This window comes from Sphingobacterium yanglingense, assembly GCF_004363245.1.
In the GTDB taxonomy this organism is placed as follows: Bacteria; Bacteroidota; Bacteroidia; order Sphingobacteriales; family Sphingobacteriaceae; genus Sphingobacterium; species Sphingobacterium yanglingense.
Window position 1 is genome coordinate 73,389 of sequence record NZ_SNYV01000003.1, and the last position, 13,257, is coordinate 86,645.

The window sequence follows — 13,257 nt, forward strand, 5'->3', positions numbered from 1 at the left end:
CTTGTTTTTATTATTGCAATCGTATTTATGGTTAAAAAATTCTGGCCATCGAAAACACAAAGTGGTGGCTGTGGTAAGGGCTGCGGCTGCAGCTTCACTGAAAAAGCCCCAAAATAAAAAATATTGGCGCGTTAGCATCCTAAAGATCTAGCGCGCTTTTTTTATACGGGTCTATAATTGCTATCATCAAACAAGCTCAACTGGCCATTCCTCGGGCTATCAAACTCGTGTTCGAAAAAATTGGATATTGTAACGCCCAATAACCTCACTTTACGGTCTTCAAAATCGACTTTGTCCAAAAGTAATCCAGCCTCTTCTTTCAACTGTTGATAACTGGACAAGAAATGCACACCGGTATAACTTCTTGTCAATAAAGTAAAATCAGAAAACTTTACTTTTAAGGTCAAGGTTCTCCCTGACACTGATTTTAAATCGATCCTATTACTCAGTTTTAAGCAAAGTAAGTCTAATTCTTCCTTCATCTGATCGAGATCAAAGATATCGCGCTCGAAAGTATCCTCTACACTGATAGATTTGGCTACACGGTTGGAGCGCACGGGACGGTCATCATTGCCTCTGACCATATTATAAAAAAAGCTCCCTGACTTGCCAAAATCCTTTATAAGCTGCGCTTCGGAAAATAATTTGAGATCAAACCCAGAATGTATCCCCTTTCCTTTCATTTTTTCGGCAGTCACCTTGCCCACTCCAAAAAAACGTTCAATAGGCAGAGCTTCCAAAAATCGCACAACTTTTGAAGGGCCGATAAAAGTCAATCCATCGGGCTTGTTATAGTCGGAAGCGATCTTTGCTATAAATTTATTGACCGAAACTCCTGCAGAAGCGGTCAGATTAAGTTCGCCCTTGATTGCTGCCTTTATTTCTTTAGCGATATCTATAGCCGAGCCTATCCCCTTCTTGTCCTCTGTTACATCTAGATAAGCTTCATCTAAGGAAAGAGGCTCAATGAGATCGGTATAACGTCTGAAAATCTCACGGATACGTATGGAGACCTCCTTATAGACATCGAATCGGGGATATACAAATATAATATCAGGACAGAGCTGTAGTGCCTGCCTCGATGACATCGCAGACTTGACACCGAAACGCCGAGCCTCATAACTAGAGGTCGCGACCACTCCCCGTCCATCGGGCGAACCACCCACAGCAATGGGCTTGCCCCGTAGTTCGGGAAAATCCCTTTGCTCGACGGAGGCATAAAATGAATCCATATCTACATGGATGATTTTTCTCATGTTGTAATGCAACGATTTTAGTCCCCAAAAAGCACGCAACCGAACACCTATGTTAAGTCAATGTTAATTGAGTATTATGAAATGATTACCTTGAACATTAAGCCTTTGTCCTCAATTCATTAATCTTATATTTGCGTAAAGTTAATGTTAAGACCTAAAGACTTAACACCACAGTCCCAAATTAGATTTTAAATTTAAAGATAACAATGCAGTACCCCAATTTTCGAACGTTTTTTTTTCGTAAAAAAGCTTTAGTAGCAACGCCTTTGTTCTTATTCCTAGGTCTTGGTGCATTAAAAGCCCAGGAACGGGATGACCGTGCTACTATCCTCAATTTTAAAGGGATTCAATATACTTCCAAAGATTCCCTTTTCTATACTAACTTTAGGTTTAGAATGCAGAACAGGCTGGGCTATAGCAATGTATTGGATGGCGAAAACAACGGAAAATTTGACGCGAGAATACGTCGGCTACGTATGCGGATGGATGGTTATATCTATACTCCAAAAATATCCTACTCGGTACAGTTGGCTTTCACACGGAGCGATCAGGACTTTGACGACACGGGCGTACCGAATATCGTGCGTGACGCGGTTATCTTTTACAATTTCTCGGATGACTTCTACATCTCTTTTGGGCAGAATAAGCTCCCAGGAAACAGACAACGGGTAAACTCGTCAGGCTCGCTACAGTTTGCCGACAGATCCTTGGTGAACAGTAATTTTACGGTCGATCGTGACTTCGGAATTAGCTTCAATATAAGCAAAAAATTAGGCGCAATGCCTATCAATGCCAAGGCTGCGATTTCAACTGGTGAAGGACGACCTGCAAACTCCACGGACGATGGACTGGCCTATACTGGGCGTGTTGAATTTTTGCCTTTAGGAGAATTTAAAAATGGAGGGGACTATTCCGAAGGAGATATTGAGCGGGAAGTTACTCCAAAACTATCGATTGGTGGTGGATATAGCTACAACGACCGCACTGTACGTGAAGGTGGGCAAACGGGTAAGTATGTGCAGGATCCTTTTACCTTAAAAACAGCTTTCGCAGATGCTATCTTTAAATATCAGGGATTTGCATATCAGGCTGAATACATGCGACGTGACGTAGATAACCCTTTGAACAAAACAACGGGCGACAAACCGGAGGATACCTATGCTTACAAGGGATGGGGATTGAATCAGCAGACGTCCTATCTATTGAATCACGGCTACGAAATAGCGGGTCGATACACTTATCTCAAACCGCATCAACAAATCTCAGCATTCGAAGTACAGACAGAGGTTCTTGAACTGGGGCTGACAAAATACATGAAAGCGCACCGTCTCAAATTCCAACTCAATGCCAACTATACGGTCAAAGATGGCGCTTACAATAATACACATAATAAAAATTCCTGGGGAGGTATGTTCCAAGTAGAACTGGGAATCTAGATATAGATACACTCTTTATAAAAAGGCCAGCATCAGTTGGCCTTTTTTTTATTTCGCTATATCCTGCCTATGAAGAAAAAAAAGGAAACTCTGGGCTCAAATCATATGGAATCGAACAGTGAAAGACATCCTTAAATAAAGAATACTTATCTTTAACCTTTAAAAAACTCACCGCCCTTGCAATGCGGATAAGGTATTTGTCAAAAATACAATCTGTATCGATGAAGTGGTGCTTATACATAAACAGAGGATATACACATGAAGTACTATATTATAGCGGGAGAGACATCAGGTGATCTGCACGGTGCAAATCTTATTAAAGCCTTAAAAAATGAAGACCCAAACGCTGAATTCAAGATTGTAGGTGGAGATAGAATGCAGCAGGAAGCAGGTCAAGATGCCCTGATACATACCTCGCAGATGGCCTTTATGGGTTTTGTAGAAGTCATTAAGAATCTCGGAGCTATACGTAAAAACCTACAGGCTGTAAAAAAAGACATCCTCGACTATCATCCAGATACAGTCATTCTTATTGACTTCCCTGGTTTTAACTTAAAAATAGCATCATTTGCCAAACAGCAAAAAATAAAGACTTGCTATTATATATCTCCCAAAATATGGGCATGGAACCAAGGTCGGGTTCATAAAATAAAGAAAATAGTAGATCATATGTTCTGCATCCTCCCTTTTGAAGTGGACTTCTATAAACGGTTTGGGATGAAAGTAGACTATGTGGGTAATCCACTATTGGATGCAATCAGCAATTATACATTTAATCCTGATTTTCGGACAGGCAATGGACTCACGGAAGCCCCCATCATCGCACTCCTCCCGGGTAGCCGCAAAATGGAAATCGAACAGATATTGCCTAACATGATCGAGCTGTATTATGCGTTCCCTAAACACCAATTAGTTATCGCAGGCGCCCCAAACTTTGAGCGCTCTTACTATCAAAACTATATTGGGGATATGGAAATACCTGTGGTATTTGACCAAACCTATGACCTACTAAAAAATGCAGAAGCAGCAGTTGTTACCAGTGGTACGGCGACATTGGAAACCGGTATATTAAAGGTACCGCAAGTAGTTGTCTACAAAGCCAATGCAATAAGCGTATGGATAGCCCGCAAGCTGGTCAAGGTAAAATTTATAGCTCTAGTCAATCTAATAAACAATTATCTATCTGTAATCGAATTGATACAGGAGGACTGTAACCCAGGAAAAATACGGGATGAAATCGGAAAAATCCTCACAGAGAAGGAACACAAAGACGATATTTTAGAGAACTATGACGTATTAGCGGAAAAGTTAGGATCTCCAGGAGCATCAGAAAAAACAGCCAAATTAATCTTTAGCTACCTAACTGCAGTCTAACTTGTATGATAAAGTAAGATTCCCTTTTTGTAAAGGGGAATAATTATTAATAACAAAAAGACAAACAGATGAAAGTAAACAAACAAACGGGACTTATCGCTTTCATGATTGCGCTATGTTCCATTGCAATTGGACAGACCAACGAACTGCGTTTCGAAAAACTAGTACTCAACAAAAAGGAGAAGAAAATTTTCAACGACCGCGACTCTTCAACTGTTATTTATATTGATACGTTGATCATGAAAGACAGATCGTCCCTTCAATTTTATGGAAAGAAAGATGTCAAACTGATTGTCAAACATGCGGAGATTGGTGATAGAGCCTTTATCTCCGGACAGGGAGCACAAAACAATGCTTCTAACTTTGACATTGATATCAATTTTGCAAAATTAGGATCGCTGTATGTGATCGCTCGAGGCCAAGATGCCAATAATGGGACACGGACCTATCCAAATGGGGATGCAGGTAATGTAGACTTGGTATATGCCCCTGCTGGTATCACACCGCAAACAGAAAATAAAAAACAGAAAAATTATCTTTTTGTAGATGTCTCACCTGGTGGTTTACACGTAACACCGAGCTCTGAAATAACAAATATCTATTCTAGAATAGCGACTTCTGCTCCCGGTCTTCGTGGGTTACCACAAGGACAGATTTATTCTGGATCACCAGGTAAAGAAGGAAAGGTAACTATCCGTAGTAAATAAAAAGTTGATGATTTCTTTGGGGCATCGATGCGCAGAGACAGATCCCGGTAAGCGGAGCGCTCTCGATGTCATTAATGAATAAATACTTTCAGAAAAAAGGTCTGTATCAGAAAATGATACAGACCTTTTTTATAGACTAAAGATTACTTTCTATTGCTTTTACTTCTTCTGCATACAGCTCTATAGGCTTATCCAATAGTACTGCCACAACAGTACAATAACTATCCAATCTATCTTTTGGAACATCTATGTAGACAATCCCAGGAATGGCACTCCAATACAACTTATTATAAATCTTGTGTCCTATCATGGACCCTTCTCCGACTATCCGTATCCGCGCAATGGTATTGTTCAATCCTTTAATAGCGACGGGCCCAGTAGGCTGACCTTCGATAAATAGATACAATGTCTGCCTATCTTGGGATAAAGCTGTATTTCCGATATAATGCCCATCGGATATTCCTGTGCGCGCGTCGTGTAGGACCTCTGCGTGTTTCAAGACCCAATTCTTTATTTTCTGATCTGCAAATTTGAGGTCTTTTGATAGTACACTACCGTCATCACTCATGTGACCCGAAAATAAATTAGCTCCCGCAGAAGTAAACTCAACAATATCACGTATAGCACTCGGAGCATCTTTGGCGCGTAGTACATCATTAAGAACAGGTTTAACCTCGGCATGATCAAACTCAAAATGAGGATGATCTGCAAAATCTATCGCAATTACTGAAGCCGTAGGATCGAAATCCTGTGTAGTCATATTAAGACTCAACGTATAGCCATTGTATTTATAGTCTATTTTATCAGAACTGCTGATAAAACGAACCTGAACAGGCTTTGACTGTAAACCATTTATCTGAAGATAGTTTTTCACCTCATCAAGGTAAATATATACAGTCTTTCCATCTTTAGAGAGACTATTTTTTTCTGCTATGAAAGCAGACGCCACTCCTGCCCTGGTACCATAAATAGCTTCTTTGTACTTGCTGGTCCAACGTCCCAATTCTTTTAGGATTTTCACCTGCTCGTCGGGGATGGTACCATCTGCCTTAGGTCCGATATCTAACAGTAAATTACCGCCCATGGCGATACAATCAATCAGCGTCCTAACGATCATATTAGGGGTTTTATAATTTGTATCAAAATGTTGGTATCCCCAAGAGTCGTTCATGGTATAACATAGTTCCCAGTATCGGTCTGCAGGTCGCTTCACTGGCACTCCTTGTTCGGGGGTAGCATAGTCTCCATGATGATTCAACCTCGAGTTTACAATGATATTGGGATTGTATTTGCGTAGCAAACCCAACGTCTGCTCGGCTCGCCATTCTTGGGCGCTATGTTCCCAATCACCATCAAACCACAATAGATCAGGTTTATACTGCGATGATAGTTCGGCTAGTTGTCCCTGATAGTAATCAACAAATTGTCCCCAGCGCTTAGGTTCATCTTTTAGTGTGTAACGTTTACGAGAGCGTGTAACGATATCATAATATGGATGGCTCCAATCGGGCAGGGAGTAATAGAGTCCTGTTTTCAACCCGGCCTTTTTAACGGCTGCTATAAAAGGCGTCAAGACATCCTGCTTGGCAATAGCATGCTTAGGCACGGTCAGCGCTTTATCTGCTTTGCTATCCCATAATGCGATTCCATCATGATGCTTCGTCGTGATTACCGTATACTGTGCTCCTGATTCCTTAATCAGGCTAACCCACTCTTGAGGTTTGTATTCTTTTGCGGTAAAACCGTCGAGCTGCTTCAAATAATTATCATGGCTCATATAATTATTGAAAAATGACCACGATTCAGAAACCCCATTAACAGCATATACCCCCCAATGGATAAAAATACCGAGTTTAGCATCATCAAACCATAGCATCTTCTCCTCCTTGGGAAGATTATTTTGCCCATACGATTTAGCAAATAAAGAAAACAACACTAAGCCAATAAAAAGTCTCTTGATCATAAATTTAAAGTAGGATAATCTAAAATAAGATATATCTATAGTATTGACAAATTTTACTATCGAATAACGATTTATAATGTATTTTTGTGCCAATGATAGAACTTTATACAGACGGTGCTTCTAGCGGAAATCCTGGTCCAGGAGGATATGGTACGATATTACGAACTATCTATACGGGCAGTAACCCGGAGTTTCACGGTAAACTTATAGAAAAAGAGTTTTCTGGAGGTTTTCGTAAGACCACGAACAACCGGATGGAGCTCTTGGCAGTAATCATTGGACTGGAAGCGCTCAAAAACCATCGGCAAAAAGTCACTATCTATTCAGATTCCAAATATGTAATCGATGCAATAGACAAAAAATGGGTCCACGGCTGGATAAAAAAGAATTTTGAAGGCAAAAAAAATAAGGATCTATGGTTACGCCTAATGCAGTCCTATAAGATACATGAAGTAAAATTAGTATGGGTCAAGGGACATGCCGGACATCCATTAAATGAGCGTTGTGACCGACTGGCAGTAGCTGCATCCAAGGATAAACCGAATTGGAAAATAGATTCGGTATTTGAGATGGAATCACAGCAATAGACTGTCGCGGCTTAAATTACCTCACCGTATCAGGTACAAGTATGTAAAAAAACAATGACTTTAGTTCCCCCTATACCGCTGTATTGGCAGCAGTTGTACTGCTGGGGTTAAAAAACGAATACTTACCGAAAAACTTTAGTTATAATCATAAGCAATGTTTATTTTTGTGGCAAGATGTCAGATTTAAAATACAATCAAAGAGGTGTGTCCGCTGGAAAAGAGGACGTACACAATGCGATAAAGAATATCGATAAAGGTTTATATCCAAAAGCTTTCTGCAAAATAATTCCTGATATTCTGGGAGCAGACGAGAATTGGTGTAACATCATGCACGCGGATGGTGCCGGTACTAAATCCTCCTTAGCTTACGTCTATTGGAAGGAAACGGGTGATATCTCTGTATGGAAAGGTATCGCGCAGGACGCCATCATCATGAATCTAGATGACCTACTCTGTGTAGGCGCAATCGATAATATCATATTGTCATCTACGATAGGTCGTAATAAAAACAATATCCCTGGTGAAGTCATTGCAGAAATCATCAATGGGACGGAAGAAATCCTTGCTGAACTACGTGAACTGGGAATAGGTATATATTCTACAGGAGGAGAAACTGCAGACGTGGGAGACCTAGTACGTACCATTATTGTAGATAGTACGGTCACCTGTCGTATGAAACGTGAAGATGTGATCTCTAATCATAATATCAAAGGCGGAAATGTCATTGTGGGATTAGCGTCCTATGGGCAAGCGACCTATGAGAAAGAGTACAATGGAGGTATGGGATCTAATGGCCTTACCTCTGCCCGTCACGATGTATTCGGCAAATATATCGCAGAGAAATATGCTGAAAGCTTTGACCCAGCGGTTCCTTATGACTTGGTATTTGCAGGAAGTAAAGCGCTGACCGATACTGTAAAGGTAGAAACAGGTGAAGAAATCACTGCAGGTAAGCTTGTGCTCTCTCCTACCCGTACCTATGCACCTGTCATCAAGGTTATACTGGACAAATACAGAAAGCAAATCGACGGAATGGTACATTGTTCTGGTGGAGCCCAAACTAAGGTTCTTCATTTTGTAGACAATGTGCATGTTATCAAAGATAACCTATTCCCGATCCCGCCGTTGTTTGACCTGATTCAAAAGGAATCTAACACCGATTGGCAGGAAATGTACAAGGTATTCAATATGGGACACCGTATGGAACTATATGTCCCCGAAGAGATAGCTGCCGACATTATTCAGATTTCAGAATCTTTCGGTATACCAGCTCAAATTATTGGAAGAGTGGAAGAAAGTGATAAAAAACAAGTCACTATCAACTCTCCTTATGGCACATTTATCTACGAATAAGCTGCGTGAAAGAAAAGCTGACAATAGGCAGGTATGAGATTGTGGACCTTCCCGAACTGGGGATGTACAATATAGAATCAAAAATCGACACCGGGGCCGAGACCTCGGTGTTGCATTGCGAAGACTTCGAAATCATAGAAAAAGAAGGGCATCGGTTCATCAACTGTCATATTAAGCCACACTTGGAGGAAGAGGAGATTTTAACCCTGACCTTCCCCGTCCACAGGGAGCGGGTCGTCAAAAGCTCTTTTGGCCAAACGGAAACGCGCCATATATTTTTGACTAAAATACGTATGTTTGATCAGCTCTTTGATATCAAGCTATCACTGAGAGATCGGTCATCGATGTCCTACCCTATGCTACTGGGGAGGAACTTCATCAGCGGAAAATTTCTCGTTGATGTTTCTAAAAAAGGGCTTGCTAGAAATAGCTTTTAATCAAACCTTTAGCCTACCCATTTGTTTTATATTTTAAATACGCACATTCGTGAAAATAGCAATACTATCTACAAATAAAAACTTATACTCCACGCAACGTCTCGTTGAAGCCGCTCAATCGAGAGGTCACGAATGCATTGTGATGGACCATAGCAAGTGTTATGTAGGAATACAACAAGGGAAACCAAGCATCCATTATAGGGGTGAAAACATAACGGATATTGATGCTATTATCCCACGAATCGGTGCTTCGGTCACTTTTTATGGATCAGCCATAGTACGTCAATTTGAGGTCATGGATGTGATATCTGCAAATCCTAGCCAGGCTATTACGCGATCACGGGATAAGCTGAGATGTATGCAGATTCTTTCTGGTGCTGGATTAGGACTCCCTATTACTGGTTTTGCACGAACTACTTCAGATGTCGATGACCTTATTAATATGGTCGGTGGAGCACCTCTCGTCATCAAGCTATTGGAGGGCACGCAAGGTATTGGTGTGGTATTGGCCGAAACAAAAAAAGCGGCTTCTTCTGTAATAGAAGCATTCTATGGGCTGGGCAATAATATCCTCATACAAGAATATATCAAAGAAGCAAAAGGAACGGACATACGCGCGTTCGTAGTTGATGGAAAAGTCGTAGGGGCTATGAAACGCACTGCAAAAGAGGGGGAATTTCGCTCCAATCTGCACCGAGGGGGTACTGCCGAAATTGTGACATTGACCCGTAAGGAAAGAGAAACTGCTGTAGCTGCTGCAAAAGCTATGGGACTTACTATGGCTGGGGTAGATATGCTTCCCTCTACTCGAGGACCGTTGATACTGGAAGTGAACTCGTCGCCAGGACTTGAGGGTATTGAGAAGGCTACAAACAAAGATATAGCTACCGAAATCATCAAGTATCTTGAAAGACAATATGAGGCAAAGCAATTGCTTAAACCTGTGACCAAACGTAAGGTAAAAAAAGAAAGTAAACTGTAAGTTTATCCTACTTAGATATAACACGAGAAAACCCTCCAGGATACAAACTTGGAGGGTTTTCTACTATAAGAGTCTCGAAAGAATCTTTTATTGAGGTATATGTTACTTCATTAAGAAGCCTCCACCCAACAAATCATTGCCTTCATAGAAAACAGCGGACTGCCCCGGTGCAATTCCTTTGACCGCATGTGGAAAGTCGACCTGCATCATATCTCCAAGCTGTGTCAAGGTAGAGATAGCTCCTGCATCTTTATACCTGATTTTGGTAATCGCCTCCATAGGTTCTTCCAAAGAGGCATACTTTACTAAATTGATATTGCGGACAAAAGCTTGCGAACGCTCCAGCTCGTGTTCTTCACCCAAGACTACAGAGTTACTCTCTGGCAATATCTCAATGACAAACATAGGCTTGCCTAAAGCAATCCCCAACCCTTTACGCTGTCCAATCGTGAAATAAGGATATCCGATATGCTGTCCTACTACGGTACCATCAGAGAGTAAAAAATTACCCGGACCGATCTCTTGGTCCAAAGTTGGCTTTTTATGTCTCAGAAACTCTCTATAGTCGTTGTTCGGAACAAAACAGATCTCGTAGCTCTCCGATTTATTGGCCAGTTCCTTTTGCCCCATATCCAGTGCCATCTGCTTAATCTCCGATTTATGGAAACCTCCCAATGGGAACTGTGTACGGGCAAGATTCTCTTGTGTAACCCCCCAAAGAACATAAGATTGATCCTTGTGCTCATCTAGCCCTTTAGAGATCACATAACGACCGTTATCGTGCTGACGGATATTGGCGTAGTGTCCTGTAGCTATAAACTCGCAGTCTAGCTTATTTGCCCTTTTAATGAGTGCCTCCCATTTGATGTGGGTATTACACAATACACAGGGATTGGGCGTACGCCCAGCGATATACTCGTCTACGAAATTATCGATTACGTAATCACCAAACTCATTCCGGATATCTAAAATAAAATGGGGAAAACCATAATTTACAGCCAGCGACCGCGCATCATTAATACTATCCAAGCTACAGCATCCGGTTTCCTTGGACGTACCTCCAGAGTTCGCATAATCCCAAGTCTTCATGGTTATCCCAATCACTTCATAACCTTGTTCGTGTAGCATTACAGCCGCTACCGAACTATCCACCCCCCCACTCATAGCCACTAATACTCTTCCTTTTTTACTCATACTATTTTAATAAAGTGCAAAGATACCCTAAAATCATTTATCCCTGTGTTTATTTCGTGTAATTTTATCTCTATCAAAATCAATCGATTGTAGATATATCGCATTTTTTTTTGTAGAAATGTTTTAGAATCCAAAAAGAGAAGCTATATTTGCATCGCAAGAACGGTAAAACGGATTGCAAAAAAAGGTGCCATAGCTCAGTTGGTAGAGCAAAGGACTGAAAATCCTTGTGTCGCTGGTTCGAATCCAGCTGGCACCACCAAAATCTGACAAGTAACAGATTCAAAATAAAAACTTGGTAAGGTGCCATAGCTCAGTTGGTAGAGCAAAGGACTGAAAATCCTTGTGTCGCTGGTTCGAATCCAGCTGGCACCACAAAAAAAGACTATCCCATAAGATAGTCTTTTTTTATTTCTTCCCTGTCCTATCCTTTTAAAATATTCCGGACTTTCATCCTGTCACTATAGAACTCACGTAAGTGTGCCCCTTCACCATGAACTGTCCAAATCTCGGTTGGCTCTACTTGACCAATGTAAGTCAGTAAATCTGCCCAGTCGATATGATCAGAAATATAAAGAGAAAGATCATTCTGCCGCTGTAATCGCTTCCATCCTGAAGCAAAAACACGAACTACATTCTTGGCCCTTATATAATGATTGAAGGTCATAGGAGGTACGAGATACACCTTATCTCTCCCTTCTTTTAATGATTTCCGTTGATAGGGTTCGTAATTTAACTTAACAAAGCCCAAATCGTCATAGATACGATGCAAAGGTAGCATGCTGTGATGCAGGAGCACTGTCTTTTCCGGACAATAGGTATTGAGCAAATGCGTAAGTCGTTGAGACTTGCCTAGCGCATAACACCCAAGCATAATATGCGTCGATACTGCCTTTAGCTTTTTAATCTCTTCTATTGGATCTGGATGCATAACAGCGGGGTCTGCAAACGTAGTCTCCGTAATCAATACATCGGCCTTGACATAAGCTATAGGCTCGCAGGTCGCGTCCTCTTGGAGCTTATAATCCCCCGTATAGAGATAGCGCACGCCTTTGAAAACCATCAACACCTGAGCAGACCCTAATATATGTCCTGCAGGGATGAAAGTAACCGCTACACCATTTAAATCAAAGCTCTCGTCAAACCCTTTAATGAAATAGCTTGACTGGGTATGCCTGGTAAAACGATACTGCATAAAAGCAGCTGTAGCAGCTGTACAGTATACATTCCGATTTCCTGGGACCGCGTGATCACCATGGGCATGGGAAATGACAGCCTTCTGTACAGGCTGCTTGGGATCAATATAAAAATCTCCGTACCGACAATAGAATCCTAGAGCGGTCTCCACTAAAAAGTCGTCAATTATTTCGACCATTTTCTTTGTAAAATCTGTTGGTGTATATATAATATCTGCGGCAACAAGGGGCTCACCCCGTCATTATGAACAATGAAATCCGCATACTTCTTTTTTTCAGACTCGGGCATCTGCTTATCTATTCGCCCTTGGACTTCCTCACGCGATACGCCATCTCTGTGCATAACACGTTCAATCCTTAGCTCCTCTGGAGCTGATACTAAAATAAGACAATCTAAGCTCTTATAGGATCCGCTCTCTACTAGTAGTGCAGCCTCCTTAAGGCTATAAGCTGCAGTCTGCCGCATTGCCCATTCCTGCCCATGTCTGATGACTACAGGGTGAACAATACTATTCAATAGCTGTAATTTATCATTATTATTAAAGACCTGTATGGACAACCATTTCCGATCCAGTGTTCCGTCGGACTGATACACGGCTTCGCCGAATGCATCCACTAATCCTTGGTGTATACGGGGATCCTGATTCATAAGTTGCTTGGCTTCTTTATCCGCGTCGTAAAAAGGAACGCCCATAGCCTTAAAAATGCGGGATATATAGCTCTTACCTGAACCAATCCCTCCTGTAATACCAACTTTTATTCCCATTGTGAC

At 41.4% G+C, this 13,257-nt stretch carries 12 protein-coding genes and 2 tRNA genes; 9 read left to right on the plus strand and 5 right to left on the minus strand.

Translation table 11 applies throughout. The features are described from left to right. Positions 1 to 161: 161 nt before the first annotated feature. Positions 162 to 1,256: a DNA polymerase IV gene (gene dinB, locus CLV99_RS01415; protein WP_133582707.1), complete on the minus strand. Its 1,095-nt coding sequence runs from the start codon at positions 1,254 to 1,256 to the stop codon at positions 162 to 164. 206 nt (positions 1,257 to 1,462) lie between these two features. On the opposite strand from dinB, the gene CLV99_RS01420 reads away from it, so the two are divergent. The 3 genes from CLV99_RS01420 (at position 1,463) to CLV99_RS01430 (ending at position 4,773) form a co-directional block, all read left to right on the plus strand. Further along, on the plus strand, positions 1,463 to 2,692 hold the full coding sequence (locus tag CLV99_RS01420) for a porin (RefSeq protein WP_133582708.1): 1,230 nt from the start codon (positions 1,463 to 1,465) through the stop codon (positions 2,690 to 2,692). Positions 2,693 to 2,950: 258 nt separating this feature from the next. After that, positions 2,951 to 4,066, plus strand: a complete 1,116-nt coding sequence (gene lpxB / locus CLV99_RS01425) for a lipid-A-disaccharide synthase (RefSeq protein WP_133582709.1) — start codon at positions 2,951 to 2,953, stop codon at positions 4,064 to 4,066. A 68-nt stretch (positions 4,067 to 4,134) separates the two neighbouring features. Continuing rightward, complete coding sequence (locus CLV99_RS01430) at positions 4,135 to 4,773, plus strand: hypothetical protein (RefSeq protein WP_133582710.1); 639 nt, start codon at positions 4,135 to 4,137, stop codon at positions 4,771 to 4,773. A gap of 136 nt (positions 4,774 to 4,909) precedes the next feature. Here CLV99_RS01430 and CLV99_RS01435 read toward each other — a convergent pair whose 3' ends face one another. Continuing rightward, positions 4,910 to 6,736, minus strand: coding sequence for an alpha-L-fucosidase (locus tag CLV99_RS01435; protein ID WP_133582711.1), 1,827 nt, complete (start codon positions 6,734 to 6,736; stop codon positions 4,910 to 4,912). Between the two features lie 92 nt (positions 6,737 to 6,828). Between CLV99_RS01435 and rnhA the strand changes: the two genes are divergently transcribed. The 4 genes from rnhA (at position 6,829) to rimK (ending at position 10,095) form a co-directional block, all read left to right on the plus strand. Then, positions 6,829 to 7,323 carry a ribonuclease HI gene (rnhA, locus tag CLV99_RS01440; protein WP_133582712.1) on the plus strand — a complete coding sequence of 165 codons (495 nt, stop codon included), beginning with the start codon at positions 6,829 to 6,831 and terminating at the stop codon, positions 7,321 to 7,323. A gap of 174 nt (positions 7,324 to 7,497) precedes the next feature. After that, entirely contained in the window at positions 7,498 to 8,676 is a 1,179-nt protein-coding gene (locus tag CLV99_RS01445; RefSeq protein ID WP_133582713.1) for an AIR synthase related protein, read from the plus strand. 5 nt (positions 8,677 to 8,681) lie between these two features. Beyond that, positions 8,682 to 9,113, plus strand: a complete 432-nt coding sequence (locus tag CLV99_RS01450) for an ATP-dependent zinc protease family protein (RefSeq protein WP_133582714.1) — start codon at positions 8,682 to 8,684, stop codon at positions 9,111 to 9,113. 49 nt (positions 9,114 to 9,162) lie between these two features. After that, a complete protein-coding gene (gene rimK / locus CLV99_RS01455) occupies positions 9,163 to 10,095 on the plus strand; it encodes a 30S ribosomal protein S6--L-glutamate ligase (RefSeq protein ID WP_133582715.1) in 933 nt (310 codons plus the stop codon). A 102-nt stretch (positions 10,096 to 10,197) separates the two neighbouring features. On the opposite strand, the gene mnmA is transcribed toward rimK, so the two are convergent. Beyond that, entirely contained in the window at positions 10,198 to 11,289 is a 1,092-nt protein-coding gene (gene mnmA, locus CLV99_RS01460; RefSeq protein WP_133582716.1) for a tRNA 2-thiouridine(34) synthase MnmA, read from the minus strand. Between the two features lie 186 nt (positions 11,290 to 11,475). On the opposite strand from mnmA, the gene CLV99_RS01465 reads away from it, so the two are divergent. Together CLV99_RS01465 and CLV99_RS01470 are read left to right on the plus strand one after the other, a co-directional pair. Beyond that, positions 11,476 to 11,551, plus strand: a tRNA-Phe gene (locus tag CLV99_RS01465). 40 nt (positions 11,552 to 11,591) lie between these two features. Beyond that, positions 11,592 to 11,664: transfer RNA gene (locus tag CLV99_RS01470), tRNA-Phe, on the plus strand. Between the two features lie 49 nt (positions 11,665 to 11,713). Here CLV99_RS01470 and CLV99_RS01475 read toward each other — a convergent pair. Together CLV99_RS01475 and coaE are read right to left on the minus strand one after the other, a co-directional pair. Further along, entirely contained in the window at positions 11,714 to 12,664 is a 951-nt protein-coding gene (locus CLV99_RS01475; protein WP_133582717.1) for an MBL fold metallo-hydrolase, read from the minus strand. Further along, the gene (coaE, locus tag CLV99_RS01480) at positions 12,652 to 13,251 is read right to left on the minus strand and encodes a dephospho-CoA kinase (RefSeq protein WP_133582718.1); all 600 of its coding nucleotides are present in this window, start codon (positions 13,249 to 13,251) and stop codon (positions 12,652 to 12,654) included. The genes CLV99_RS01475 and coaE overlap by 13 nt, the downstream gene beginning before the upstream one ends. Between the last annotated feature and the right edge of the window lie 6 nt (positions 13,252 to 13,257).

What these genes read in the sequence shown, in the direction of transcription:
- CLV99_RS01445 (WP_133582713.1), top strand. Translation starts at nt 7,498, where the DNA reads ATGTCAGATTTAAAATACAATCAAAGAGGTGTGTCCGCTGGAAAAGAG.
- CLV99_RS01475 (WP_133582717.1), bottom strand. Translation starts at nt 12,664, where the DNA reads ATGGTCGAAATAATTGACGACTTTTTAGTGGAGACCGCTCTAGGATTC.
- coaE (WP_133582718.1), bottom strand. Translation starts at nt 13,251, where the DNA reads ATGGGAATAAAAGTTGGTATTACAGGAGGGATTGGTTCAGGTAAGAGC.
- CLV99_RS01420 (WP_133582708.1), top strand. Translation starts at nt 1,463, where the DNA reads ATGCAGTACCCCAATTTTCGAACGTTTTTTTTTCGTAAAAAAGCTTTA.
- dinB (WP_133582707.1), bottom strand. Translation starts at nt 1,256, where the DNA reads ATGAGAAAAATCATCCATGTAGATATGGATTCATTTTATGCCTCCGTC.
- rnhA (WP_133582712.1), top strand. Translation starts at nt 6,829, where the DNA reads ATGATAGAACTTTATACAGACGGTGCTTCTAGCGGAAATCCTGGTCCA.
- CLV99_RS01435 (WP_133582711.1), bottom strand. Translation starts at nt 6,736, where the DNA reads ATGATCAAGAGACTTTTTATTGGCTTAGTGTTGTTTTCTTTATTTGCT.
- mnmA (WP_133582716.1), bottom strand. Translation starts at nt 11,289, where the DNA reads ATGAGTAAAAAAGGAAGAGTATTAGTGGCTATGAGTGGGGGGGTGGAT.
- CLV99_RS01430 (WP_133582710.1), top strand. Translation starts at nt 4,135, where the DNA reads ATGAAAGTAAACAAACAAACGGGACTTATCGCTTTCATGATTGCGCTA.
- lpxB (WP_133582709.1), top strand. Translation starts at nt 2,951, where the DNA reads ATGAAGTACTATATTATAGCGGGAGAGACATCAGGTGATCTGCACGGT.